Raw genomic sequence first — 24,413 nt, forward strand, 5'->3', positions numbered from 1 at the left:
GTTACTTCAACGCGCCGGACAGGAACTGCTGCAGGCGCGGGCTTTTGGGGTTGCCGAACAGCTCGGCCGGCGGCCCCTGCTCTTCGATCAACCCTTTGTGCAGGAAGATCACGTGGTTGGAAACGTGGCGCGCAAATTCCATTTCGTGCGTCACCACCACCATGGTTTTTCCCTCCTCCGCCAGCTTCTGCATGATGCGCAGCACCTCGCCCACCAGCTCGGGATCCAGCGCCGACGTCGGTTCGTCAAACAGCAGCACCTCCGGCTCCATCGCCAATGCGCGAGCAATGGAGACGCGCTGCTGCTGGCCACCCGACAGGTGCACCGGGTACTTGCCGCGCGCCCGCTCGTCGATGCCCACTTTATCCAGGTAACGCACCGCGCGCTCATGCGCGTCGGCCTTGCTCAGCCCCAGCACCTGCACCGGCGCCTCCATCACGTTCTCCAGCACCGTCATATGGCTCCACAGGTTAAAGTGCTGGAACACCATGGTCAGGCGGGTGCGCAGCAGCTGCAGCTGCTTCTTGTCGAACACTTTCAGCTGGCCGTCCTTGTCGCGCACCATGCGAATATCTTCGTTGTTCAGGCTGATCGAGCCTTCGCTCGGCTTCTCGAGGAAGTTGATGCAGCGCAGAAAGGTGCTTTTGCCGGAGCCAGAGGAGCCGATGATGCTGATCACATCCCCGGCGTTGGCCGCCAGCGAGACGCCTTTCAGCACTTCGTGGTCGCCATAGCGTTTGTGCAGTTCCGTGACGGCTAATTTATTCTCAGACATGGTTTTTCTTCCCGTCATTTATCAGTGACTAACGTGTGCCATCCAGCGTTTTTCAGCTTTGCGGAACAGGCTGATTAACACGTAGGAGATGATCAGGTACAGCACCGCCGCGATGCCGAAAGCGTAGAACGGCTGGTAGGTCGCGGCGTTGATGTCGCGCGCGATCTTCAGCAGATCCGGCACGGTGGCGGTAAACGCCAGCGCGGTGGAGTGCAGCATCAGGATCACTTCGTTGCTGTAAGCCGGCAACGCGGTGCGCAGTGCCGAAGGCAAAATGATGCAGCGATACATCTTGAAGCGCGAGAAACCGTAGGCGTTGGCGGCCTCGATTTCACCGTGCGGCACCGCGCGGATCGCCCCGGCGAAGATCTCGGTGGTATAGGCGCAGGTATTGAGCGTCAGCGCCAGGATGGTGCAGTTAAGCCCGCTGCGGAAAAACGCATTAAGAAACTCGGTGCCGCGCACGATCTCGAGGCTGTACATGCCGGAGTAGAACACCAGCAGCTGCACGTACAGCGGCGTACCGCGAAACACATAGGTGTAAAGCCACACCGGGAAACGCACCCAGCGAAGGGAAGAGACGCGCGCCACCGCCATCGGGATCGCCAGCAGCCCGCCCATCACCACCGAGGCGATCAGCAGCCACAGCGTGACTGCCACGCCGGTGAAACGGTAGCCGTCGCTCCACAGCAGCGACTGCCAATACTGTTGCAAAATCTCGATCATAGCTCGGCCCTCTTGACGCCCAGTGAGTAACGCCGTTCAAGCCACAGCAGCACGCCGTTGGAAACGGTAGTGAAGATCAGGTACACCACGCCGGCCACGATGGCGAAGAAGAACGGCTGATAGGTGCCTTTCCCCGCCAGCTGCGTGGCTTTCACCACGTCGTTCAGGCCGAGGATCGACACCAGCGCCGTCGCCTTCAGGATCACCTGCCAGTTGTTGCCGATGCCCGGCAAAGCGAAACGCATCATCGCCGGGAACAGAATGCGCCGAAAGATCTGCGCGCCGCTGAAGCCGTAGGCCGTCGCCGCTTCGATCTGCCCTTTCGGCACCGCCAGATAGGCGCCGCGGAAGGTCTCAGTGAAGTAAGCACCGTAGATAAAGCCGAGGGTAATGATACCGGCGCCGAGCGGATCGATATCGATCTGCGAGAAGCCGAGCAGCGTGGTGATGTTGTTCAGCGCGATTTGCAGGCCGTAAAAGATCAGCAGCATCAGCACCAGATCGGGCACGCCGCGGATCAGCGTGGTATAGGCGCCGAACAGACCGGAGATAAAGGGGTTATGAGACAGTTTGCCACCGGCGCCGATCAGGCCGATCACCACCGCCAGCAACACGGAACTGAGGGCCAGCTCCAACGTCACCAGAGCCCCCTCGAAAATCAGTTGGGAATAGCCTTGCAGCATCTACTTCACCCTGTGGTCTAGGATCCGAACCATCGGGGCCGGCACGCCGGCCCCGCAGTCACAGCATGGAACGGTAAGCGGATTACCCGCCGTAGACGTCAAAGTCGAAGTACTTTTTCGCGTATTTGTCGTAGGTGCCGTCTTTGCGCATCTCGGCGAAGGCTTTGTCCAGCGCCGCTTTCAGCTCGGTATCGGTCTTGCGCAGCCCCATGCCGGTGCCGACGCCGAAGAACTTGTCATCCTTCACCGATTCGCCGGCGAACGCATAGTCTTTGCCCGGCGGCTGTTTCAGGAAGCCGTCGCTGCCCGCCACTTCATCCTGGAAGGCGGCGTCAATACGGCCGGAAGCCAGATCGGCGTAAACCAGATCCTGGTTCTGGTAAGGCACGACGGTGATGCCCTTCGGCTGCCACATGGCGTTGGCGTAGGCTTCCTGGGTGGTGCCCTGCAGCACGCCCACGCTCTTGCCTTTCAGAGCGTCCACGGTAGGCAACAGCTTGGACCCTTTCGGCGCGATCAGACGCGCGTTGGCGGCATACAGCTTGTCGGTAAAGGCGATTTCCTGCTGGCGTTTTTCAGTGATGGACAGCGAAGAGATGATGGCGTCGATTTTCTTCGCCTTGAGGGAGGGGATCAGCGCGTCGAAGTCGCTCTCCACGAAGGTGCATTGGGTATTGATGCGTTTGCACAGCTCTTTGGCCAAATCAATGTCAAAGCCAACCAATTCGCCTTTGGCGTTTTTGGATTCAAACGGTGCGTAAGTCGGATCGGTGCCAATCTTCAGCGTGGAAGGAATGGCGGCAAAGGCGCTGCTGGCGGCGCTCAAAGCCAGAACTAACGGCAAAATCAAAACCCGCTTTTTCATAAATTACCCTCAAATTGATTTTTTTGATGCCACTACGGGCATTACTTTCCCCACCAAATCAATTTGCAGTAATCGTGCCACATTAGGTGCTACGGGCGGAGGGAACGGCTCCGGCCTTCACAATACTGTTTCCTGGGACGATAACCGCAAAATTAAATCGGCCGGTTGGGGCCGCGCCACTGGCAACCGCAATAAGGCGGCACCATGAAACAGTGAGCGTGATGAAGTGGGATCATTATGGTGCATACTCCGCCCCAATTCAGTGCGGTGTTGCACAAATGTACCAATTTAGGGATAAAACTGTTAATTAGCACCCTGCCAGCGGGTGAACAGATCGGTCGGCAATTCGATATCAAACTGGTCGATCACCCGATTGACGGTTTGATCGATGATGTCTTCCACGCTTTTCGGCTGGTGGTAAAACGCCGGCACCGGCGGCATGATCACCGCGCCCATCTCCGCCGCCTGCGTCATCAGCCGCAAATGACCAAGATGCAACGGCGTTTCACGCACGCACAAGACCAAACGGCGGCGCTCTTTGAGCACCACGTCGGCGGCGCGGGTCAGCAATCCGTCACTGTAGCTGTTAACGATGCCAGACAGGGTTTTGATCGAACAAGGCAGGATCGCCATGCCCAACGTTTTGAAAGAGCCCGAGGAGATGCCGGCGGCGATGTCGCGCGCATCGTGCACCACGTCGGCCAGCGCCTGCACTTCACGCAGGCTGTACGGCGTTTCCAGCGCCAGCGTCTGCCGTGCAGCATTACTCATCACCAGATGGGTTTCCACCTCTGCGACGTCGCGCAAAACCTGTAACAGGCGCACGCCGTAGATAGCGCCGCTGGCGCCGGAAATGCCGATGATGAGTCGTTTCATGAAGAATGGCCTCTGCCGTAAAAAGTAAGATCAGGCAGACTTTGCCGCAATGGCGAGGGATAAGCAAGTCAGAGGAACAAGGTGCACCGCCGCAGACGCGGCGATGCACCTTGAGGGATCAACGCAGACCGTTAGCCTTCGTTGTGCAGTTCCAGATTTTCCGCTTCGGTTTGCACCCGCATCGCCTTGGCATCGTCGCTGCGCAGCGACTCCAGGTATTCCAGATAGCTTTGGTCAACGTCTTTGGTCACGTAGATACCATTGAAGACCGAGCATTCGAACTGGATGATGTCCGGGTTCTCTTCGCGCACCGCTTCGATCAGATCGTCGAGGTCCTGGAAGATCAGCCCGTCGGCGCCGATAATCTGACGGATTTCATCCACTTCACGCCCGTGGGCGATCAGTTCGTTGGCGCTCGGCATGTCGATGCCGTAGACGTTAGGGAAACGCACTTCCGGCGCGGCGGAAGCCAGATACACGCGCTTGGCGCCCGCTTCGCGCGCCATCTCGACGATTTGCTCAGAGGTCGTGCCGCGCACGATGGAGTCATCCACCAGCAGCACGTTCTTGTCGCGGAACTCGGCACGGTTGGCGTTCAGCTTGCGGCGTACCGACTGGCGACGCGCCTGCTGGCCCGGCATGATAAAGGTGCGGCCAACGTAGCGGTTTTTCACGAAGCCCTGGCGGTATGGCTTCTCGAGAATACGCGCGATCTCCAGCGCGATATCGCAGGAAGTTTCAGGAATCGGGATCACCACGTCGATATCCAGATCTTCCCACTCGCGGGCGATCTTCTCACCCAGCTTCTGGCCCATGCGCACGCGGGCGCTGTAGACCGAGATCTTGTCCATAAAGGAGTCTGGGCGCGCAAAATAAACATATTCGAACAGGCACGGGTTGGTTTTCGGGTTCTCTGCGCACTGGCGGGTGAACAGCTGGCCCTTGGTGGTGATGTACACCGCTTCGCCCGGCGCCACGTCGCGCAGGAACTCAAAGCCCAGGGTATCCAGCGCCACGCTCTCGGAAGCCACCATGTACTCGCTGCGGCCATCCTCCAGCGTGCGCTTGCCGATCACCAGCGGACGAATACCGTTGGGATCGCGGAACGCCAGCAGGCCATGGCCGATGATCATCGCCACGCAGGCGTAAGCGCCGCGCAGTTGCTGATGCATAGCGGCGACCGCGGTAAAGATGTTGTCGGCTTCCAGCGGATAGTGCGGGAAGCGATCCAGCTCGCTGGCCAGCACGTTCAGCAGGATTTCCGAGTCGGAGGTGGTGTTGACATGGCGGCGGCCGCTTTCGAACAGCTTTTGGCGCAGCTCATGGGCGTTGGTCAGGTTGCCGTTGTGGGCCAGCGTAATGCCGAACGGCGAGTTGACGTAGAAAGGCTGGGCCTCAGAGGCGCTCGAGCTGCCGGCCGTCGGGTAACGCACATGGCCAATGCCCATGTTGCCCTGCAAGCGTTGCATATGGCGCGCCTCAAACACATCCTTCACCAGGCCGTTGGCTTTACGCAAACGGAACCCGTTGTGGGCGTCAATGGTGACGATGCCTGCGGCATCCTGGCCACGGTGCTGAAGCACCGTCAGCGCATCATAAATCGACTGGTTTACCGGCATGAAACCGGCGATACCGACAATACCGCACATGTTGTCTTTTCCTCATCAGCGCTACCGCCCCGGCAATTGGGTCGGCAAGAAACTCGACGTGCTCTGCAGGTAGTCAAAGAACCACCTGATGACGTAACTGAACTGGGGGATCAGCTGCGACTGTTTCCAGTCGGCACTTTGTGAAAAGCCGGTAAAGGTATCCAGGAAGAACAGGATCGCCGCGACAATCAACACGCCGCGCAGTGCGCCGAAGCAGATGCCCAGCACCCGGTCGGTGCCCGACAACCCGGTTTTCTCTACCAGTGAGCTAATCACATAGTTAACAATAGCCCCTACGATCAGGGTCGCGATGAACAAAATCGCGATCGCGATGCCGTTTCGCACCAGTTCATCTTCAAAACGAGTGAAATAGACCGCAAGGTAAGAGTAGAAATGGCTGGCAACAAAAAACGCACATCCCCATGTCACAAGTGACAATGCTTCGCGAACAAACCCTCGGATCAGGCTCACCAGAGCCGAAAATCCAATCACCGCTATAATGACGTAATCAATCCAGACCATGAACTATTCCAATGATGAATCGCCCCTGCATCCAATTCGCGGCGAATTCTAACAGAAAAAGAAAACGTTTGCGTAGGGGATTTCCTACCACGTTACAAATAAAAAGCGGCGATTAAAAAATTCCCAATCGCCGCGCCTACATAGGTGATTTCGCCTGTAAAAGGCGCGGTTTCTCTCGCTTTCTCTCCACCACTCCTGAATTCAGGGGCGCATCCTGCTGCGCCCCCGCGGGGTTTAACGGCCGTACGGCTTCACCTGCCCGCTCAGCCCGCTGATCGAGTTCAGCGACGGCAGCGCCGCCTGCAGCTTCTGCTTGGAAGCGTCCGGGCCAACGTAGATGCGGGTGATCTGCCCTTGCACCGGCGTTGACGGCACGGTAAAGGCGCGATAGCCCGAGAGACGCAGCGAAGCGACAATCTCGTTCGCCTTGGCGGCGTTCTTCAGCGCCCCGAGCTGCACGACATAGGCTTGCCCGGCCGGCGCTTTTTCTTCCGCCGGTTTTGGCTGCGGCGCCGGTTCTGGTTTCGGCGTCGGTTCCGGCTTCGGCACCGGTTTCACCTCCACCGGCTTCGGCTGCGGTACCGGTTTTGGTTTCACTTCCACCGGTTTGGTTTCCACCGGCTTCGGCTTAGGCTGCTGCACCGGCTGAGGACGCGTCTCGACCGGCGGCGGCGCCACCTGCGTCGGTTGCTGAGCGCTCTGCCGCACCGCCTGTTGCGCCGCCGCTTCGTTGGCCGCCTGCTGCTCGACCAGCGCGCCCGCCCCTTCCGGCGGCTGCGCCGGCAACGGCTGCGTCACCGGCGGCAGCACGTCGTTCTCTTCGACGTCGCCCGCCTTCGGCACCAATGGAATGGCCGCGAACTCATCCTCGTAATGCTTCTTTTTGCCGTCCAGCAACCCTGGCAGGATGATTACCCCCAGCGCCACCAGAATCACGGTTCCAACCAGTCGGTTCTGAAATTTACTCGCCACTCACACTCCCCGCATCTCGTCTAACGCCGCCATCACCTGCGCCACGGTGTGGAACGATCCACAGACGATCACAATATCCTGTTTATCAGCATCCTGCATAGCCTGCCGCCAGGCAGTTTCGACATCATTAAAGCGGCGCGGTTCCGTCAGATGCTGCGCCAGCTGTTCGACGCTGGCACCGCGCGGTCCGTCGAGCGGTGCGCAGTACCATTCATCCACCTGCTCGCTGAGGCAGGCCAGCGTGCCGGCGATGTCCTTGTCGGACAGCATGCCCACCACCGCGCGTACCTTGCCGCCGTCGCGCGGCAGCTTGGCCAGACGCCCGGCCAGATAGCCGGCGGCGTGCGGGTTGTGTGCCACGTCGAGGATCAGCATCGGCTCCCGCCGCACGATCTGGAAACGCCCCGGCAGCGTCGCCTGCTGCAGCCCGGTGAAGATCGCGCGTTCGTCGATTTCCAGCGGGGAACAGTTCAGCGCCGCCAGCGCGGTAGCGGCGTTGGCCAGCGGTACGTTCGGCGTCGGCAGATCGGTCAGCTGCGTGTCGCCGCCCTGCCACTGCCAGCGATCGCCCTGCTCGCTGAAGCTCCAGGCTTCACCGCGGCGATACAGCGGTGCGCCCAGCGTTTCGGCGACCTGGCGAATGCTGTCCGGCATGTCGGGTTCGCCCACCACCGCCGGCTTGCCGCTGCGGAAAATACCGGCCTTTTCACGGCCGATGCTTTCGCGATCGTTGCCCAGCCAGTCGGTATGATCGAGCGCAATGCTGGTGATCACCGCCACGCTCGGATCGACGATATTGGTGGCGTCGAGACGCCCGCCCAGGCCCACTTCCAGGATCACCACGTCGAGCCGCGCCTGTTTGAACAGCTGCAGCGCCGACAGGGTGCCGAATTCGAAATAGGTCAGCGACGTTTCGCCGCGGCCGGCTTCAATGGCGGCGAACGAGCGGCTATGCTCTGCTTCGCTCAGCTCTTCCCCCTGAATGCGCACGCGTTCGGTATAGCGCACCAGATGCGGCGAACTGTAGACGCCGACGCGCAGGCCAGCGGCCAGCAGAATGGCTTCGAGGGTACGACAGGTCGTGCCTTTGCCGTTGGTGCCGGCAACGGTGAACACCGTAGGAGCGGGGGTCAGTAAATCCAGATGCGCCGCGACGCGCTGTACGCGCTCAAGACCGAGTTCGATCGCCTGGCTGTGCAGACGTTCCAGATAGTAAAGCCACGAGCTCAATGGCGACGTGGCTTGGGGAATTTGGTGGTTTTGCATGAGTCCCGTCACTGAACTTGGGTTCATTAATCCATCAGGGCACCACCCTCACCGCGGTAAAGGCGATGCGCTTCGTAACCGCCGCCAACCCGCAAACCATGGCGCGATAGGCCACGGCCGGCAGGGAACGGGCATCAGCCGTCACTTAGCCACAAAGTGGCGGCTGAACCCGGGCGGGATCTGTCTTTGCCTCAGGCGTCGGCCTGCGGCTCCGGCTCAATGACCGGCGCGGCCTCATCGAAATGCGGCTGCGGTTGGTTGGTCAGCTTGGACAGAATGCTCGCCAACGTTTGGCGCATCTCCGGACGGCGAACAATCATGTCGATCGCGCCTTTTTCGATCAGGAACTCGCTGCGCTGGAAGCCAGGCGGCAGTTTCTCGCGCACGGTCTGCTCGATGACGCGCGGGCCGGCAAAGCCGATCAACGCTTTCGGCTCGGCGATATTGATGTCGCCCAGCATCGCCAGGCTGGCAGAGACGCCGCCCATGGTCGGGTCGGTCAGCACGGAGATGTACGGCAAGCCGCGCTCCTGCATCTTAGCCAACGCCGCGCTGGTTTTCGCCATCTGCATCAGCGACATCAGCGCTTCCTGCATGCGCGCGCCGCCGCTGGCGGAGAAGCACACTAGTGGACAGTTGTCCTCCAGCGCCTGCTCAACCGCACGCACGAAACGCGCGCCGACCACGGAAGACATTGAGCCGCCGATGAAAGCGAATTCGAAGGATGCGGCGACGATCGGCATACCGTACAGCGTGCCCTTCATCACCACCAGCGCATCTTTCTCGCCGGTCGCTTTCTGTGCGGCGACCAGACGATCTTTATAGCGCTTGGAATCCTTGAATTTCAGAACGTCCTTCGGCTCCAGATCGCTGCCCAGCTCCACTTCACTGCCTTCGTCCAGCAGGGTATGCAGACGCGCGCGCGCGCCCATACGCATGTGGTGGTCGCACTTCGGACACACTTCCAGATTACGCTCCAGCTCGGCGCGGTAGAGAACCTGGCCGCAGCTGTCGCATTTGGTCCAGACCCCTTCAGGAATGCTCGCCTTACGGGTTTGTGTGATATTGCTCTTGTTAAGAATTCGTTCAATCCAGCTCATCGATGACCTTTCTGTTTGAACCTGGCACACGCCAGTCCGCTGTTCATGCTTTAACAATCCCCCTGAAAACACCCCAATGAAAAAATGCCCGTTCGCGGCGCGGCAAGCGCGGCGACTGAGGCATCGGCTTCAGGGTTGTTCGCAGGAACAGACCATAATGTCGCTCATTAAACCATATCGGCCCGGCGCTGTGGACAAAAAACTGGTCGAACCGACAGGTTAAGCGATGTTTTTACTGTTTTTGCTGGCGGGCGGCCGCGCGCTTGTGACGCCAAATTTCAATCACGCCCGGCAGAATCGAAACGATGATGATCCCGACGATCAACAGTTTCAGGTTCTCCTGCACCACCGGCAGATCGCCGAACAGGTAGCCAGCATAAGTGAAGAGCAGCACCCAAACCAGTGCACCAATCACGTTGTAGGCGGCGAAGTGGCGATAGGACATATGCCCCATGCCGGCGACGAACGGCGCAAAAGTACGCACGATCGGCACGAATCGCGCCAGAATAATCGTTTTCCCACCGTGCTTCTCATAGAACTGATGCGTCTTGTCCAGGTAGCTACGGCGGAAAATTTTCGAGTTCGGGTTGCTGAACAGCTTCTCGCCGAACAACCGCCCGATAGTGTAGTTCACCGCATCGCCAATGATCGCCGCTACGGCCATCAACGCCACCATGGTGTGCACGTTGAGATCGTTGGTCGGCAACGCCGCCAGCGCGCCGGCGACAAACAGCAAAGAATCCCCCGGCAGGAACGGCGTCACCACCAGGCCGGTTTCGCAAAACAAGATCAGGAACAGAATAGCGTAGATCCACATGCCGTATTGTGCGACCAGCTCGGCCAGGTGCACATCAATATGCAAAATGAAATCAATAATAAACTTGATGATGTCCATAAATTCTCTCATTGATACCGGGTGTTTCAATCACCCGGCAGAAGCACAAGGGAGCGACGCTTTCAGGCGTGCCGGCGTTTAATCGTCGGGCAAAAACAGCGGCCCCATCGGCGGCCGCGGTAGACCAAAATGATCGGGATAGTCCACGGCAACCAGATACAGCCCCTCGGCTCGCGCCGTCGCCGCCGCCAGATTGCGATCCTTCAGCGCCAGCAACTCGGCCATCCAGTTCTCATCCTGATTGCCGCAGCCGATCTCCATCAGGCTGCCGACGATATTGCGAACCATGTGATGCACAAAGGCATTCGCCTTGATATCTACCACAATATATTCGCCGTAGCGCGTAACCTTAACGTGTTTTACGCAGCGCCACGGGGTGCGCGACTGACACTGCACCGCGCGGAACGAGGTGAAGTCATTCTCGCCCAGCAGCGCCTGCGCCGCCCGGTGCATGCGATCGGCATCCAGCGGGTGATAAAAGTGCGTCACCCCCTGTTGCAACACCGCCGGCCGGTAGCGATGGTTGAAAATAATATAGCGGTAACGGCGCGCGGTAGCGCTGAAACGCGCGTGAAAATCGTCGGCGACGGGGCTCACCCAGCGCACCGCGATGTCCGGCGGCAAATGGGTGTTCACGCCCATCGTCCAGGCGGCGTCCTTGCGACGCGCGGTGGTTTCGAAATGCACCACCTGCCCGGTGGCGTGCACCCCGGCGTCGGTGCGCCCGGCGCACAGCACGTTGATCGGCGCATCCGCCACCTTGCTCAACGCCTGCTCAAGGCGCTCCTGCACGCTGGCCACTTCTTGCTGCCGCTGCCAGCCGTAGTACCGGCTGCCGTCATATTCGATGCCCAGCGCTACCTTCAGCGTCGGCTGAGCGGGCGAGACCACCTCTGACATCAGTACATCTGCTCCTGCACCAGACGCTCGGCGGTTTCGATCGCCATTAACGCGCCGCCGAAGCGCACGTTGTCCGCCACCGTCCAGAACTGCAGCAGCTCGGGGATGCCGTAATCGTTACGCAGGCAACCGATGCTGAGCGCATCGCTGCCGGAGGCTTCGGTCACCTGAGTCGGGTAATCGTCCTCTTCGCTCAGCTGAATGTCCTCGACTTCTTCAAGCTCGCTGCGCGCCTCTTCGGCGGACAGCGGGCGCAGCGCTTCCAGGTGCACCACCTGCGCATGGCCGTAAAACACCGGCGACTGAACGCAGCTCACCGAAATCGGCAATCCTTCGTCCTGCAGCACCTTGCGCACCTGATCGACGATCAGACGCTCTTCGCGCACGCTGCCCTGCTCGTCGGCAACGAGCGGCAGCAGGTTAAACGCCAGCTGTTTAGCGAAGACGCCTTCCTCGGCAGGAATGCCGTTCAGCAGGCGCGCGCTCTGGCCGGCCAGATCGTCCACCGCGGCCTTGCCGCGCGAGGATACCGACATCAGCGTGGTAACGTGCAGACGCGAGAGCCCCGCCTGTTCGGTCAGCGGTTTGATCGCCGTCAGCAGTTGGCTGACCATGCTGTCGGCCACCGCGACGATATTGCGGTTGCGGTAATCCGCCAGCACCTGCGGGTTAACACCCGGTACCACCAGCGGCACATCCGGCTCCATGGCGAACAGACCGCTGGTGTCGATCACCAGGCAGCCCATGTTGCCGGCCTCTTCGGCATAGCGAGCGGAAGCGTCGCTGCCGGCGACGAAGAAGGCCAGTTGGGCCTGCGACCAGTCGAACTCTTCGGCGTTCTGCACCAGAAGAGACTTGCCGTTGAAGCGCACATTGGCGCCCGCACTGCGTTCGCTTGCCAGAGGATAGAGCTCACCCACCGGGAACTGGCGTTCCTGCAACAATTCCAGCAACGCTTCACCTACCGCGCCAGTGGCGCCGAGCAGCGCGATATTCCAGCCGTCAGACATCGGGTTTTCTCCAGAGTATTTCATTCATAAAAGCAGACGGGCAGTGCAATCACCGCCCGATAATCTTTACCGCTCACTGTAGCGGCGTTGGCTTAAGACAACCTTACGCGCTACGCCAGGCTAAAGCCCAGCTTGCCGAGCAGCTCGGCGCTGGCGCTGTCATCGCATTGCACGGCCAGCGAAGACCACTCGCGGCGCTCCTGGTAGTGCTTGCGCAGGCGATCGAATTCGCCCGGTTGCCCAGCGACTTTGCGCAGCGGCGCATCATCGCGGCGCACATCATACACCAAGTGCATCAATCGTTTTAACCGCGCTTCATCCAGCGGCCCATTGAGGCGGATCTGGCTGAACTCCGGCACCGGCAACAGCGAGGCCAGCGCCACCTGTTGCGGCTGCCCCAGATGGCGGCTGAACGCCTCGAACACCTGGGTGGTGCCGCGCGCCTTGCCTTCCAGCGTATACCCAGCGATGTGCGCGGTACCGATATCCACCCGCGCCAGCAGCGGTAAGGCGAGATCCGGCTCCGGTTCCCACACGTCCAGCACCGTGCTCAGCTTTTTGCCCTTTTCCAGCGCCTGCAGCAAGGCGGCGTTATCCACCACCGGCCCGCGGCAGGCGTTGATCAGAATGCGGTTGTCAGGCAGGGCCGCCAACAGCTCGGCGTCCGCCAGATGCAGCGAATGGTATGGGCCGGATTTATTCAGCGGCGTATGGAAGGTCAGCACGTCGGCCTCGGCCACCAGCTTCTCCAACGGCCAGAACTCCCCGGCGTCGCCGCGATCGGCACGCGGCGGATCGCACAGCAGCGTGCGCACGCCCAGCGCTTTGAGGCGAGCATCCAGACGGGAACCAACGTTGCCCACGCCGACGATGCCGACGGTTTTATCCCGCAGGTGGAAGCCGTCGCGTTCGGCCAGCAGCATCAAGGCAGAGAACACATACTCGACCACCGCGATAGCGTTGCAGCCCGGCGCGGCGGAAAAGCCGATGCCCTGACGTTGCAGCCAGGCTTCATCGACGTGATCGGTGCCGGCGGTGGCGGTGCCGACAAAGTCGATATGGCTGCCGGCCAACAAGGCTTCATTGACCTTGGTGACCGAACGCACCATCAGCGCATCGGCATCCGCCAGCGCCTCGAGCGGGATCGGGCGGCCCGGTACCGCCTGCACCTCGCCCAGGCGGCTGAACAGCTCGGCCGCGTACGGCATATTTTCATCAACCAGAATTTTCACTGCGTTCTCCGACGGTTTACGGCTATTTGTCTGCGAAATAGTGTGCCACTGAATCAGGCACGGCGAAAGCGCTCAGGGGTAGTGCCGGCGATCTGCTGGAACATGACGATAAAGGCCGACGCGGAGCTGTAGCCGACGTCTAACGCCACGTCCTGCACGGTCTTGCCCTGCTCGAGCAGGGAGACGGCATGCAGGAACCGCAGGCGCTGGCGCCATTCGCTGAACGACATGCCCAGATCCTGTTGGCAGCGTCGCGACAGCGTGCGCTCGGTGGTGTAGACCCGAGCCGCCCACGCCGCCAGCGAGGTGTTGTCCGCCGGACAATGCTCCAATGCTTCCAGCACCGGCGCCAAGAACTTGTCGTCCGACGACGGCAGATAGGTTTGCTGGCGCGGCGACAGGCGCAGCTGATCGATCAGCACCTGGCAGAGACGCAAATCCGCCTCCGCCTGCGGAATGTACTGCTTGCGCGCATAGAAATCCTCGGCGATGGCGCGGAATATCGGCGTTACGCTCACCAGACAGGGGTCGGCCGGCATGCCGGTGCACAGCGCCGGCGTGATGTCCACCATGCGGCACTGCGCCAGCCGCTGGTTATAGCAGGAGTGTTCGATGCCGGCCGGCGCCCACAGCACGAATTCCGGCGGCGCCAGAAAGCGCTGCCCGCCGATGCGCAGCACCATCACCCCGGCTTTAACCCACATCAACTGACCCCAGGTGTGGCTGTGCGGCTGGAATTCGGTGCGCGCGTTGAACTCCTCGCAGCGGAACTGTACCGGGTTGGGCGCCGGGATCAACGACTCGGGGAAATGGCGGATTTCTGGCATGGTTTCGTCCCGTGATTTGTCTTGTTTACGCCGATTTTTGTCTGGATATCACTATATATGATAAACCGGACACGCGTAGACTAGCCAGCATGTTGGACGTTATTGAGAATAATTATCATGAATATGCTCTTCCCGCTGTTGGCCGTGCTGATTTGGTCGATTAATGCCGTCGTCAGCAAACTCTCCGCCACCGCCATCGATCCGGCGGCCATCTCGCTCTACCGCTGGCTGCTGGCGCTGATTGCCCTCACGCCGTTCGTGCTGCCGGGCGTGCTGCGCAACTGGGCGCACGTGCGCGCCAACTGGTGGAAGCTGATGATCCTCGGCCTGCTGGGCATGGTGCTGTACCAAAGCCTGGCCTATTACGCCGCGCACAGCGTCAGCGCGCTGTTTATGGGCATCATCGTGTCGCTGATCCCGCTGCTGACCATCCTGATCAGCATCGTTCTGCTGCGCATTGCGCCGACCGTCGGCGTGCTGCTCGGCAGCATACTCTCCTTCTGCGGCCTGATCTGGCTGGTCAGCGGCGGTCAGCCCGGCGTGCTGCTGCAGCACGGTATTGGCAAGGGGGAATTAATGATGCTGCTCGCCACCGCCTCTTACGCGCTGTATGGCGTGTTGACCAAACGCTGGGCCATCGCGCTGCCGAACTGGCAATCGCTGTATGTGCAGATCCTGTTCGGCGTGCTGTTGCTGCTGCCTAATTTCCTGATGGCGGAGGATGTCGGCTTGAACGGCCATAACCTGCCGCTGGTGCTGTTCGCCGGCATTCCGGCTTCGATCATCGCCCCGTTCCTGTGGATCCAGGGCGTGATGCGCCTGGGCGCCAACACCGCCTCGATCTTCATGAACCTGGCACCGGTGTTTACCGCCGCTATCGCCGTGCTGTTCCTGCATGAGCAGTTGCACGGTTACCACCTGATCGGCGGCGGCATTACCCTGCTGGGCGTTATCCTGTCGCAGCGGCTGCGCACGCCGCTGACGCGTAAAGCCAAAGCCCCGGCGGCCAACGCAGAGTCCTGCAAAGAACAGGCTTAAGGCAGCAGCCTGAAACGCACCCGCACCAACAGGCCGCCCAGCGCGGCGGAGCTCAACAGCTCCGGGCGGGTGCCGTGATACGCGGTGATGTCTTTCACCAACGCCAGTCCCAATCCGGCGCCCGGCTGATCGCCCACGTTGTCCAGCCGGTGAAACGGCTGCAGCGCCAGCGCCTTGTCCTGCAAGGCGATGCCGGGGCCGCTGTCTTCTATCTCCAGCACGCCTACCCCTGCTGCCTTATCCTGCGTGAGGCGCGCGGTCACCACGCCCTGATGCGGCGTGTATTTCAGCGCGTTGTCCAGCAGGTTGGCGCACAGCTCGGCCAACAGCAGCGGCTCCCCCGCCACCTGACACGCCGCCTCGCCTTCGAACCCGAGATCGATCTGTTTACTGCGCGCCTGCGGCAAGCGGGAAAAGCAGGCGTCGCGCAGCACCTGCGCCAGGTTGACCGGTTGCAACTTACGATCGGCCTGGTGCTCGCTGGCCTTCAGGCGTGAAAGATGCAGCAGGCGGTCGGTCAGCGACACGGTATTATCCAGCGTCGCGCTCATCGCCTGCAGGCTTTCGCGCCACTGCTGCGGCCGGTCACTGGCCAGCGCTACCCCAACCTGAGTCTTCAACACCGCCAGCGGCGTGCGCAGTTGGTGCGAAGCGTCGGCGCTGAAGCGCTCCTGACGTGCCACCATCAGCCGCAGCCGTTCGATGTAACGATTAAACGCCACCAGCAGCGGCTGCATCTCCGACCATGGCAATACCCGCGGCAATGGCGTCAGCTCGCCCGGATCGCGCCGCAGCATGATACCGGAGAGCTTACGCATCGGCTTCAACACCCGCTTGAGCAATGCGAACGCCAGGATCAGGGTTAACGCCACCACCGTGCCCTGGCTCAGCAGCGCCGCGATCATCATCTGCCGCGCCAGGTAACGGCGCGACTCCAGGGTTTCCGCCACCAGAATGGTCGCCATGCCGCTCACGCCCGACTCGTTGACCGGTTGAAACAGCGCCGCCACGCGGATCGGCCTGCCGAGGTATTCCGCATCGTAAAAATGCACCAGCGCCGGGTAGAGCGTGGAACGCGGGATATGGGGCGGCAAAGGCGGCAAATCGTCATAGCCCGAGATGCTTTTCCCCTGCGGCGAGATCACCTCGTAATACAGCTGATCGTTCATGTTGCGCTCGAAGCTGTCGAGCACCACATAGGGCACATCAACCGCCAGCTTGCCTTCGCGCACCACCAGTCGCTCCGCTACGGTGCGCGCCGACGCCAGCAGCGTGCGATCGTAAGCCAGGGTGGCGGCGCTCATGGCGCTGAAATAGTGGGTGTAGATAGAGATGCCGCCCAACGCCAGCAGCGGCAGGCCAAAAAACAATAGCAGTTGATAGAACAGCGAACGCGGCGCGTTAAACCACCGCATCGCACAGCTCCAGGCTGTAACCCAGGCCACGCAGCGTGACGATCGCCACGTCGCTGCCCTGCAGCTTTTTCCGCAGGCGGTGTACGTAAAGCTCGATGCTCTCCGGATTGGCCTCGTCGGACAACGTAAATACCTGCTCGAACAGCTGTTGCTTGGCCACCGGGCGGCCGCGCCGGTGCATCAACGCGGTCAACACCGCCAGCTCACGCGGCGTCAGCGCCAGCGGTTTGCTCTCCAGCAGAAAATAGCCTTCGTCGTGATAGGTCAACGCGCCGTACTGCAACGCCGGCTGCGGGGCGCCGACGCTGCGGCGCAGCAGCGCCCGAATACGCGCTTCCAGCTCGTCCAGTTCGAACGGCTTGGTGAGGTAATCGTCCGCCCCCAGATTCAGGCCTTTTACCCGGTCGGCCACGTCGGTGCGCGCCGTCAGCAGCAGCACCGGCAGATCCTGCCCGCGCTTGCGCAGGCGCGCCAGCAAATCCAGACCGTTCATACGCGGCAGCGCCACATCCAGCACCGCGAGCGCATAGCGTTCGTTGAGCAGCAGGTGATCCGCTGCCACGCCGTCCGGGGCGACGTCGACGGCAAAGCCGGCGCCGGTCAGCGCCTTTTGCAACCAGTGAGACAGCTCGGGGTGATCTTCAACCAATAACAGTCGCATGTTCCCATTCCATTGATTTATCTGAACAACCTGGCGCCAATATCGCGCTTGTTAACAGGTCGATAACAGAGAATGGCATGGAAAATAAGGGGATAAAAGAGCGCCGCGCCGCCAGTTTTGGGAGCTGGCACACAATTATGCGTATAGAGCGCGATCGCAGGACGATGTCAGATCAGCGGAATGGGGCTATCGGCCACGGCAATGTCCAGTACCGGGCGCAGCTTGTCGGCGGTAAACGGCGAAGAAACCAGCACGGAGCGATTGTTGACGGCAAATACCAGATCGATGCCGGTCACGCAGGCGGTCATCTGGCAGGCATACTTTTCACCGTCGGCGTTGACGAAATGCAGTTCAAACACGCCAACGTCGGCACGCAGTCGCTTCAAACGGCACTGCCCGGTTTCACCGACCATCTCCGCATAGACCTCAGGCAACCGTTTAATCGCGCATACTTTGGAGCTGTCCCTACCACCAAATAATTTCCCTAACGAAAACATATCACTGCGTCTCTATTCATTTCACTGATCATGATTTTATCGCGAAAGCAGAACGGCAAACCTGATATTACGCAGGATTTTGGCCGGTTTTGCGCCCTGTTCCTGCCCGCATTTCTATGGTAGCGCACCCGTGATTCACTGGCGACAAGAGACCCTAATCACAGACTGGAAACTTTTCCGGCCACTGAAAGGTAAATGAAAGGTTGTTGTTTTAACAATCCTGCAACCGCGCTCTGCGGGATTCACAACCAGAACAATACCGAGGGCAAGCCACAATGAAAAAAATAATGACCCGTACCTTTACCGCCGCCGCACTGTTGCTGGCAGCCTCTCAGGCCTTTGCCGTGGAAGCGCCCAAACGCACCGAATGTATTGCGCCGGCCAAGCCCGGCGGCGGCTTCGATCTGACCTGCAAGCTGATTCAGGTGTCGTTGCAGGACACCAAGGCCATCGATAAACCGATGCGCGTCACCTATATGCCCGGCGGCGTCGGCGCGGTGGCCTACAACGCCATCGTCGCGCAGCGCCCGGCGGAGTTCGGCACCGTGGTGGCCTTCTCCGGCGGCTCGCTGCTCAATCTGGCCCAGGGCAAGTTCGGCCGCTATAACGTGGACGACGTGAAATGGCTGGCGGCGGTCGGAACCGACTACGGCATGATCGCGGTGCGCGCCGACTCGCCTTACAAGACTCTGAAAGACCTGATGGACGCCTTCCAAAAAGATCCCAACAGCGTGGTGTTCGGCGCCGGCGCCTCCATCGGCAGCCAGGACTGGATGAAAACTGCGCTGCTGGCGCGCGAAGTCGGCGTGGATCCGCGCAAGATGCGCTACGTGGCGTTCGAAGGCGGCGGCGAGCCGGTCACCGCGCTGTTGGGCAATCATATTCAGGCAGTTTCCGGTGATCTGAGCGAGATGGTGCCTTACCTGCAGGGCGACAAAATCCGCGTGCTGGCGGTGTATGCCGAACAACGTTTGCCTGGCCAGTTGGCCGACATTCCAACCGCCAAAGAACAGGGGTACAGCCTGGTGTGGCCGATCATTCGCGGCTTCTACGTCGGGCCGAAAGTCAGCGATGAAGAGTATCAGTGGTGGATCGACACCTTCCAGAAAATGATGGCGACCGATGAATTCAAGCAGCAACGCGATCTGCGCGGCCTGTTCGAATTCAACATGACCGGCAAAGAGCTGGACGCCTACGTGAAGAATCAGGTTGCCCAATACCGTGAGCAGGCGAAAGTGTTCGGCCTGGCCAAATAACCGCAGGGGAAAACCATGAGCGATCGTATTTTTGCCGGCTTTTGGCTGCTGCTGTGTATCGGCGGGCTGTTCATCGGCTGGGGCATTCAAAGCGAATACAGCTATGAACCGCTGGGGCCGCGCCCTTTCCCGCTGGCGATCCTCAGCCTGATGGCGCTGTGCGCGGCCCTGTTGTTGCTGCGCCGCCCACAGGCGGTGGAATGGCCGCACCACAAGGTGCTGCAGCGGCTGCTGGTGCTGGTGATCACCCTGGTGCTGTATGCCTGGGGCTTTGAATGGCTGGGCTTTCCACTGGCGACCGCGCTGCTGACGTTCAGCATCGGCCTGTTGTTTCAGGCCAGCCTGCCGGCGGCGGCCCTCTCCGGCGTCGTCATGGGCGCAGCGCTGTACTACGCCTTTGACCAACTTCTCGATGTCACACTGCCGCTCGGCATCTGGCTGAGCTAACGGGAGCGATGATGGATACCTGGATGTATTTGACCCAAGGGTTCGAAGTGGCACTGGTGCCGCAGAACCTGATTATCGCCCTGATCGGCTGCTTCGTCGGCACCATCGTCGGCCTGCTGCCGGGCCTCGGGCCGATCAACGGCGTGGCGATCCTGCTGCCGCTGGCATTTGCCCTCAAGCTGCCGGCCGAATCGGCGCTAATCCTGCTGGCGACGGTGTATATCGGCTGCGAGTACGGCGGCCGCATCTCGTCGATTCTGCTCAACGTGCCGGGCGACGCGGCGGCGATCATGACCGCGCTGGACGGCTACCCGATGGCGCAGCAGGGGCGCGCCGGCGTGGCGCTGTCCATCTCGGCGGTCAGTTCGTTCGTCGGATCGATGATCGCCATCGGCGGCATCATCCTGTTCGCGCCGCTGCTGGCCCGCTGGTCGCTGGCCTTCGGCCCGGCGGAGTATTTCGCCCTGATGGTGTTCGCCATCGCCTGCCTCGGCAGCATGATGAGCCAGAACCCGCTGAAATCGCTGCTGGCGGCGCTGATCGGCCTGGGGCTGGCGACGGTGGGCGTCGACGCCAACACCGGCGTTTACCGCTTTACCTTCGACAGTGTGCACCTCTCCGACGGCGTGCAGTTTATCGTGGTGGTGATCGGCCTGTTCTCGGTCAGCGAAATCCTGCTGATGCTGGAAAGCACCAGCGCCGGGCAAAAGCTGGTGCGTAAAACCGGCCGGTTGCTGTTCAACCGCAAAGAGGCGGCGCAGTGCGCAGGCCCGACCCTGCGCTCGTCGGTGATCGGTTTCTTCGTCGGCATTCTGCCGGGCGCCGGCGCCACCATCGCCAGCGCGTTGACCTACATGACCGAGAAGAAAATCAGCGGTAACAGCGACACCTTCGGCAAGGGCGACATCCGCGGCGTAGCGGCGCCGGAAGCGGCCAACAACGCCTCGGCCTGCGGCTCATTCATTCCGATGCTGACGCTGGGGGTGCCGGGTTCCGGCACCACGGCGGTGATGATGGGGGCGCTGACGCTGTACAACATCACCCCCGGCCCGGCGATGTTCACCGAACAGCCGGATATCGTCTGGGGGCTGATCGCCGCACTGCTGATCGCTAACGTCATTCTGCTGATCATGAACCTGCCGCTGGTCGGCCTGTTCACCCGCATGCTGACCATTCCGCTGTGGTTCCTGGTGCCGGCGATCGCCGCAGTTTCCGCGGTGGGGGTTTATGCGGTGCACAGCACCACCTTCGACCTGCTGTTGATGGTGGGGTTGGGCGTGTTCGGCTATATCCTGCGGAAAATGCACTTCCCGATGTCGCCGCTGATTCTGGGCTTCGTGCTGGGTGAGATGCTGGAGCAGAACCTGCGCCGCGCGCTGTCGATCAGCAACGGCGAATTCGGCATCCTGTGGAGCAGCAGCATCGCGCAAACGCTGCTGGTGCTGGCGGTCGCGGTACTGGCGCTGCCGCCGCTGCTGCGCCTGATGCGTAAACGCCGCCAACCGGCGGCCGAGGCCAAGGCCGAGTAATGCGAAACGGGCGGTGTTATGATCTCTGATGCCGATCGTTTGAGAGAGCTTGAATAAGCCGACCAGAGAAAAAATCCAGAGCCAGACTTTTGACTCTGGATTTTTCATGTCTAAACACGCAAAAACTTTTGTTGTCCGCGATTGATCCATTACAGATGTCCGTTACCTTTTTGATACCGTTTTTTAACCTGATAACGGCTATCAATTTTTGCCACTACATTTGGCCCCTCCTCCTCCCCCCACACACACTCTACGTGACCCTTTTATATCGTTATTGACGGAGAGAGTGAAGAAAGTAACCTGAGCTATTACATTGTCATTAATTATACTTTTTATTTAATCATAAAAATAAAAACCCAGACTAAATCAACCAGCTAATTCGAGAACCCAAATTATTGCTGTTCACTCAGACACATGATAATGTGATGCCGATATTCTCTATAAATCCACCAAAACATGGGCGGCATTATAGATGACAATCAATAGGGAAGATAAATATAAAATCAGGAGTTATAATGTTTATAATATTTATTTTTTGCTGCACATTTTTATTATCTCAACAAGCTATAGCTGGCGCATATATGCTTCCCGTATCTTTTGTTAACCTAACGGTTGTTCAATCGTTGGTTGCGTGGGATGAGAACCCTTCCGATCTCAATCCTTGTTATGGATGGTCGTCTTGTTTTATTGGCCCTGATGTCAAATACAGTACCCGAAATCCTGGGCTACATGGCTCATGTATAGACTCTAAAAATTGTCTTCGAATTGAAAAATATAGAACCGCAAAAGAAATAGAGATCGCCTGGAAAAACTCCTTTGGCATTCCATGGACCTCGCGACCCTACCTGGTGAACGGTAGGGATGCCAGTTGCGTTGGGCTTTTTTATGTACATACGCCATCACTAGCCGGGGGGGCGTTTTTATGGCCTAATTCTGTTTGCGGCAAATTGCCTCCCCAAAACCAATCTTGTGATGTGAATCTCCCTCCTGTGATAGATTTTGGTACGCTTTCGCAGGACGAGATTTCCGGGATGGAGAGAACGATTTATGGAACAATCGGATGCACTCAGTCAGGCACGGTAAAAATATATGCCCAATCTACATTAGGCGATGGAAATATTTATTTCAGAAACACCAAAAATTTTTATTCGACGCTTTTTTTAGATGGAAACTCCGCATGGACAGGCGTGGATTATTCTTTGACTGGCGGCCAACAGAAAAATATCAATCTAAAAGCAAAACTGACAGCCAATAATACCGTAGACCCAGGACCTTTCTCAGGCAATGCTATTATATACATTGCATTTCTATAATGCAGTTATACGGCTGCCGTGGAGCGAGGATTAACAGTCGGAGAGTTTCTGGTACACTTGGCCCGATTATCTCAGTCACACTCGGACGGGGTCATTACCCCGTCCTTTTCATTTAATAACGCTTAATGTTGCATATCGCCCGCTCTACGGCCGCAATATCATTGTCGACCAGCAAAGGCTGTACCACCGCAAAGTCCGCCTCGGACAAGTCATAGAGGCGCAACGCAAGCAACCGCGCGATGATTTCCGGCGCGAATCGCCAACGGATAAACCTCGCCGGGTTACCGCCGACGATGGCATAAGGCTCAACATCGCCGGCCACCACGCTGCCAGCGGCGACGATCGCCCCTTCGCCTATCGATACCCCTGGCATCAACATCGCCCGCATGCCAATCCAGCAACCGTCCCCCAGCCGGGTGTCGCCTTTGGGGCGGTACGCCCGTTTGATGGTTTCCATAAAGGGGTACAGGCTCAACCAGTCGATACGGTGGGTGTGATTGCCCCCCATCAGGATCACCGCTTCGGCCGCGATGCACACATAATCGCCGATCAGCAAGCGATCTATGTCACCCAGCGGCTGCCATTGCCGGCTGACCGCGTCGCCGTGCAGATAGCGCACTACCGAGCGTTCGAAGCCGTTATCCCAACAGTCGCTGTAGTAGCTGTGGGTGCCTTTGACGATGATATTCGGGTTGGTCACCGTCTGATGCAGCAGCTCGGTTTTAGACCAGTGTTTTTCGGACATGGCGTATTCTCTTGTTACGGGAATAAAAGCCACGGAACGGAATGTCTGTGGCCGTGTTGTCGTTCACTCAACACGGCCATTCAAGCGATAAGCGCTCGTTTCAATCTCGGGTTATTCATCATTACCGCCTCTCTTGCGAGGCGTAATGGTAGCCGATCACGTCTCGGCGGTCTTGCTTTTCAACAGCAGCACCCCGCCCATCACCAGCGCGCTGCCCAGCAGCTGCAGCTGATTCATGCTCTCCCCCAGCAGGAAATAGGCGATCGCCGCGGTGAACACCAGTTCCAGCGACAGGATCAGGTTGGCTACGGCCAGCGGCAGCGTTTTCAGGCTGATATTGTACAGCCCGAAGCCCAGCAGCGTCGGCCCGGCGGCCAGCGCCAGCAACAACAGCCAGCCGCTCCACTGAATGCCCTGCGCGCCGTGCGACAGGAACCACAGAGAGCCGGCCATGCCGTGGAACGCCGCCAGCGGGAACGCCGTCAGCGCCGCGTTGAACACCAGCTGATACAGTGCCGAAAAACCGAAAACGTACAAAATGGTGTTCCACACCGGATAGCCCCGTTCGCTGGCCACTCGCCCGCCGAGGGTATACAGGGTATAGCCGATGCCCGACAGCATCCCCACCAGCAGCCCCAACAAGTCGAAGTGCTGGTTGCCCATGCTGTCGCCGTTGCTGACCAGGAAACAACCGCCCAGGCTGATGGCGATCACCAGCAGTTGGCGCAGCGTCAGGCGTTCGCTGTACATCACCCAGCCGAGGAACACGGTAAAGCCCACCGAGCAGTAGGTCAGAATGGTCGCCACCGATGCGCCGTTCAGCGCCACCGACAGCGTCCACAGGCTGTTGAACAGCGCCAGCAGCAGCCCGTAAAGCGCGTAGAACAATACCTGTTCACGGCGCAGGCGCGCCCACTGCGGTTTCACCACCAACAGCAGCGGCAACAGCACCAGCGCCACCAGCGCCGCGCGCCAGAACGCCAGCACGAAAGTCGGCAGGTGATAGTACTCGGTCAGCGCGCGAATGATGATGGCGGTAAAGGCCAGCAGCATGGCGCTGATAATGGCGATGACGTAACCCTGGCGGCTGCCCTGAAAGAGACGCGCGCCGGGCAGCAAAGGCCGGGCGGAAACGCCTGACGGTAATGACATGAGATCCTCGGAGAAATGGCGACATAAATACTCAGGCACAGAGTGTAACTCGGCCATTTTTT

General features: G+C 59.7%; 25 protein-coding genes. 5 read left to right on the plus strand and 20 right to left on the minus strand.

The features are described from left to right. Nucleotide 1: 1 nt before the first annotated feature. From hisP to ACSJLU_RS17325, 15 genes are all read right to left on the minus strand, one after another. Nucleotides 2-775: a histidine ABC transporter ATP-binding protein HisP gene (hisP, locus tag ACSJLU_RS17255; protein WP_004936098.1), complete on the minus strand. Its 774-nt coding sequence runs from the start codon at nt 773-775 to the stop codon at nt 2-4. A gap of 21 nt (nt 776-796) precedes the next feature. Then, nucleotides 797-1,501 (minus strand): ABC transporter permease, encoded by a 705-nt coding sequence (locus ACSJLU_RS17260; protein ID WP_025303685.1) that lies wholly within the window; start codon nt 1,499-1,501, stop codon nt 797-799. Continuing rightward, nucleotides 1,498-2,184 carry a histidine ABC transporter permease HisQ gene (locus ACSJLU_RS17265; protein WP_025303686.1) on the minus strand — a complete coding sequence of 229 codons (687 nt, stop codon included), beginning with the start codon at nt 2,182-2,184 and terminating at the stop codon, nt 1,498-1,500. The genes ACSJLU_RS17260 and ACSJLU_RS17265 overlap by 4 nt, the downstream gene beginning before the upstream one ends. 82 nt (nt 2,185-2,266) lie before the next feature. After that, nucleotides 2,267-3,049, minus strand: coding sequence for a histidine ABC transporter substrate-binding protein HisJ (gene hisJ / locus ACSJLU_RS17270; RefSeq protein ID WP_004936109.1), 783 nt, complete (start codon nt 3,047-3,049; stop codon nt 2,267-2,269). Between the two features lie 303 nt (nt 3,050-3,352). Continuing rightward, the gene (locus tag ACSJLU_RS17275) at nt 3,353-3,925 is read right to left on the minus strand and encodes a UbiX family flavin prenyltransferase (RefSeq protein ID WP_019453741.1); all 573 of its coding nucleotides are present in this window, start codon (nt 3,923-3,925) and stop codon (nt 3,353-3,355) included. Nucleotides 3,926-4,056: 131 nt separating this feature from the next. After that, nucleotides 4,057-5,574 carry an amidophosphoribosyltransferase gene (gene purF, locus ACSJLU_RS17280; RefSeq protein ID WP_025303688.1) on the minus strand — a complete coding sequence of 506 codons (1,518 nt, stop codon included), beginning with the start codon at nt 5,572-5,574 and terminating at the stop codon, nt 4,057-4,059. A 21-nt stretch (nt 5,575-5,595) separates the two neighbouring features. After that, nucleotides 5,596-6,096 (minus strand): colicin V production protein, encoded by a 501-nt coding sequence (gene cvpA, locus ACSJLU_RS17285; protein WP_004936119.1) that lies wholly within the window; start codon nt 6,094-6,096, stop codon nt 5,596-5,598. A 234-nt stretch (nt 6,097-6,330) separates the two neighbouring features. After that, nucleotides 6,331-7,068 carry a cell division protein DedD gene (gene dedD / locus ACSJLU_RS17290; protein WP_089196117.1) on the minus strand — a complete coding sequence of 246 codons (738 nt, stop codon included), beginning with the start codon at nt 7,066-7,068 and terminating at the stop codon, nt 6,331-6,333. Then, entirely contained in the window at nt 7,069-8,334 is a 1,266-nt protein-coding gene (gene folC / locus ACSJLU_RS17295; protein ID WP_043140120.1) for a bifunctional tetrahydrofolate synthase/dihydrofolate synthase, read from the minus strand. It abuts the gene before it with no gap. Nucleotides 8,335-8,525: 191 nt separating this feature from the next. Continuing rightward, complete coding sequence (accD, locus tag ACSJLU_RS17300; RefSeq protein ID WP_025303691.1) at nt 8,526-9,434, minus strand: acetyl-CoA carboxylase, carboxyltransferase subunit beta; 909 nt, start codon at nt 9,432-9,434, stop codon at nt 8,526-8,528. Nucleotides 9,435-9,666: 232 nt separating this feature from the next. Then, nucleotides 9,667-10,329 (minus strand): DedA family protein, encoded by a 663-nt coding sequence (locus tag ACSJLU_RS17305; protein WP_380824482.1) that lies wholly within the window; start codon nt 10,327-10,329, stop codon nt 9,667-9,669. A gap of 78 nt (nt 10,330-10,407) precedes the next feature. Further along, on the minus strand, nt 10,408-11,229 hold the full coding sequence (gene truA / locus ACSJLU_RS17310) for a tRNA pseudouridine(38-40) synthase TruA (RefSeq protein ID WP_025303692.1): 822 nt from the start codon (nt 11,227-11,229) through the stop codon (nt 10,408-10,410). Continuing rightward, a complete protein-coding gene (locus ACSJLU_RS17315) occupies nt 11,229-12,239 on the minus strand; it encodes an aspartate-semialdehyde dehydrogenase (RefSeq protein WP_025303693.1) in 1,011 nt (336 codons plus the stop codon). Before ACSJLU_RS17315 ends, truA begins: the two co-directional genes overlap by 1 nt. Before the next feature lie 110 nt (nt 12,240-12,349). Next, nucleotides 12,350-13,471, minus strand: coding sequence for a 4-phosphoerythronate dehydrogenase PdxB (gene pdxB, locus ACSJLU_RS17320; protein WP_043140127.1), 1,122 nt, complete (start codon nt 13,469-13,471; stop codon nt 12,350-12,352). Nucleotides 13,472-13,524: 53 nt separating this feature from the next. Next, nucleotides 13,525-14,298: an AraC family transcriptional regulator gene (locus tag ACSJLU_RS17325; protein ID WP_025303695.1), complete on the minus strand. Its 774-nt coding sequence runs from the start codon at nt 14,296-14,298 to the stop codon at nt 13,525-13,527. Between the two features lie 117 nt (nt 14,299-14,415). Here ACSJLU_RS17325 and ACSJLU_RS17330 point away from each other — a divergent pair, with 117 nt between their 5' ends. Continuing rightward, nucleotides 14,416-15,336: a DMT family transporter gene (locus tag ACSJLU_RS17330; RefSeq protein WP_342096459.1), complete on the plus strand. Its 921-nt coding sequence runs from the start codon at nt 14,416-14,418 to the stop codon at nt 15,334-15,336. Here ACSJLU_RS17330 and ACSJLU_RS17335 read toward each other — a convergent pair. From ACSJLU_RS17335 to ACSJLU_RS17345, 3 genes are all read right to left on the minus strand, one after another. Beyond that, nucleotides 15,333-16,751 carry a sensor histidine kinase gene (locus ACSJLU_RS17335; protein ID WP_141998582.1) on the minus strand — a complete coding sequence of 473 codons (1,419 nt, stop codon included), beginning with the start codon at nt 16,749-16,751 and terminating at the stop codon, nt 15,333-15,335. The genes ACSJLU_RS17330 and ACSJLU_RS17335 overlap by 4 nt on opposite strands. After that, nucleotides 16,738-17,412 (minus strand): transcriptional regulator TctD, encoded by a 675-nt coding sequence (gene tctD, locus ACSJLU_RS17340; RefSeq protein WP_025303698.1) that lies wholly within the window; start codon nt 17,410-17,412, stop codon nt 16,738-16,740. The genes ACSJLU_RS17335 and tctD overlap by 14 nt, the downstream gene beginning before the upstream one ends. A gap of 167 nt (nt 17,413-17,579) precedes the next feature. Then, complete coding sequence (locus tag ACSJLU_RS17345) at nt 17,580-17,909, minus strand: hypothetical protein (RefSeq protein ID WP_380824476.1); 330 nt, start codon at nt 17,907-17,909, stop codon at nt 17,580-17,582. Between the two features lie 275 nt (nt 17,910-18,184). Here ACSJLU_RS17345 and ACSJLU_RS17350 point away from each other — a divergent pair, with 275 nt between their 5' ends. The 4 genes from ACSJLU_RS17350 (at nt 18,185) to ACSJLU_RS17365 (ending at nt 22,454) form a co-directional block, all read left to right on the plus strand. Beyond that, nucleotides 18,185-19,165, plus strand: coding sequence for a Bug family tripartite tricarboxylate transporter substrate binding protein (locus ACSJLU_RS17350; protein ID WP_025303700.1), 981 nt, complete (start codon nt 18,185-18,187; stop codon nt 19,163-19,165). Nucleotides 19,166-19,180: 15 nt separating this feature from the next. Then, a complete protein-coding gene (locus tag ACSJLU_RS17355; RefSeq protein ID WP_049203701.1) occupies nt 19,181-19,612 on the plus strand; it encodes a tripartite tricarboxylate transporter TctB family protein in 432 nt (143 codons plus the stop codon). A gap of 11 nt (nt 19,613-19,623) precedes the next feature. After that, nucleotides 19,624-21,141: a tripartite tricarboxylate transporter permease gene (locus tag ACSJLU_RS17360; RefSeq protein WP_016926872.1), complete on the plus strand. Its 1,518-nt coding sequence runs from the start codon at nt 19,624-19,626 to the stop codon at nt 21,139-21,141. A 515-nt stretch (nt 21,142-21,656) separates the two neighbouring features. Continuing rightward, nucleotides 21,657-22,454 (plus strand): MrpH family fimbial adhesin, encoded by a 798-nt coding sequence (locus ACSJLU_RS17365; RefSeq protein WP_144334739.1) that lies wholly within the window; start codon nt 21,657-21,659, stop codon nt 22,452-22,454. 112 nt (nt 22,455-22,566) lie between these two features. Here the strand turns inward: ACSJLU_RS17365 and ACSJLU_RS17370 are convergent, their stop codons facing one another. Together ACSJLU_RS17370 and ACSJLU_RS17375 are read right to left on the minus strand one after the other, a co-directional pair. Continuing rightward, entirely contained in the window at nt 22,567-23,199 is a 633-nt protein-coding gene (locus ACSJLU_RS17370) for a CatB-related O-acetyltransferase (protein ID WP_025303702.1), read from the minus strand. Nucleotides 23,200-23,355: 156 nt separating this feature from the next. Then, nucleotides 23,356-24,351, minus strand: coding sequence for a DMT family transporter (locus ACSJLU_RS17375; RefSeq protein ID WP_197819236.1), 996 nt, complete (start codon nt 24,349-24,351; stop codon nt 23,356-23,358). Nucleotides 24,352-24,413 lie beyond the last annotated feature (62 nt).

The organism is Serratia bockelmannii, assembly GCF_051803255.1.
Lineage (GTDB): Bacteria > Pseudomonadota > Gammaproteobacteria > Enterobacterales > Enterobacteriaceae > Serratia > Serratia bockelmannii.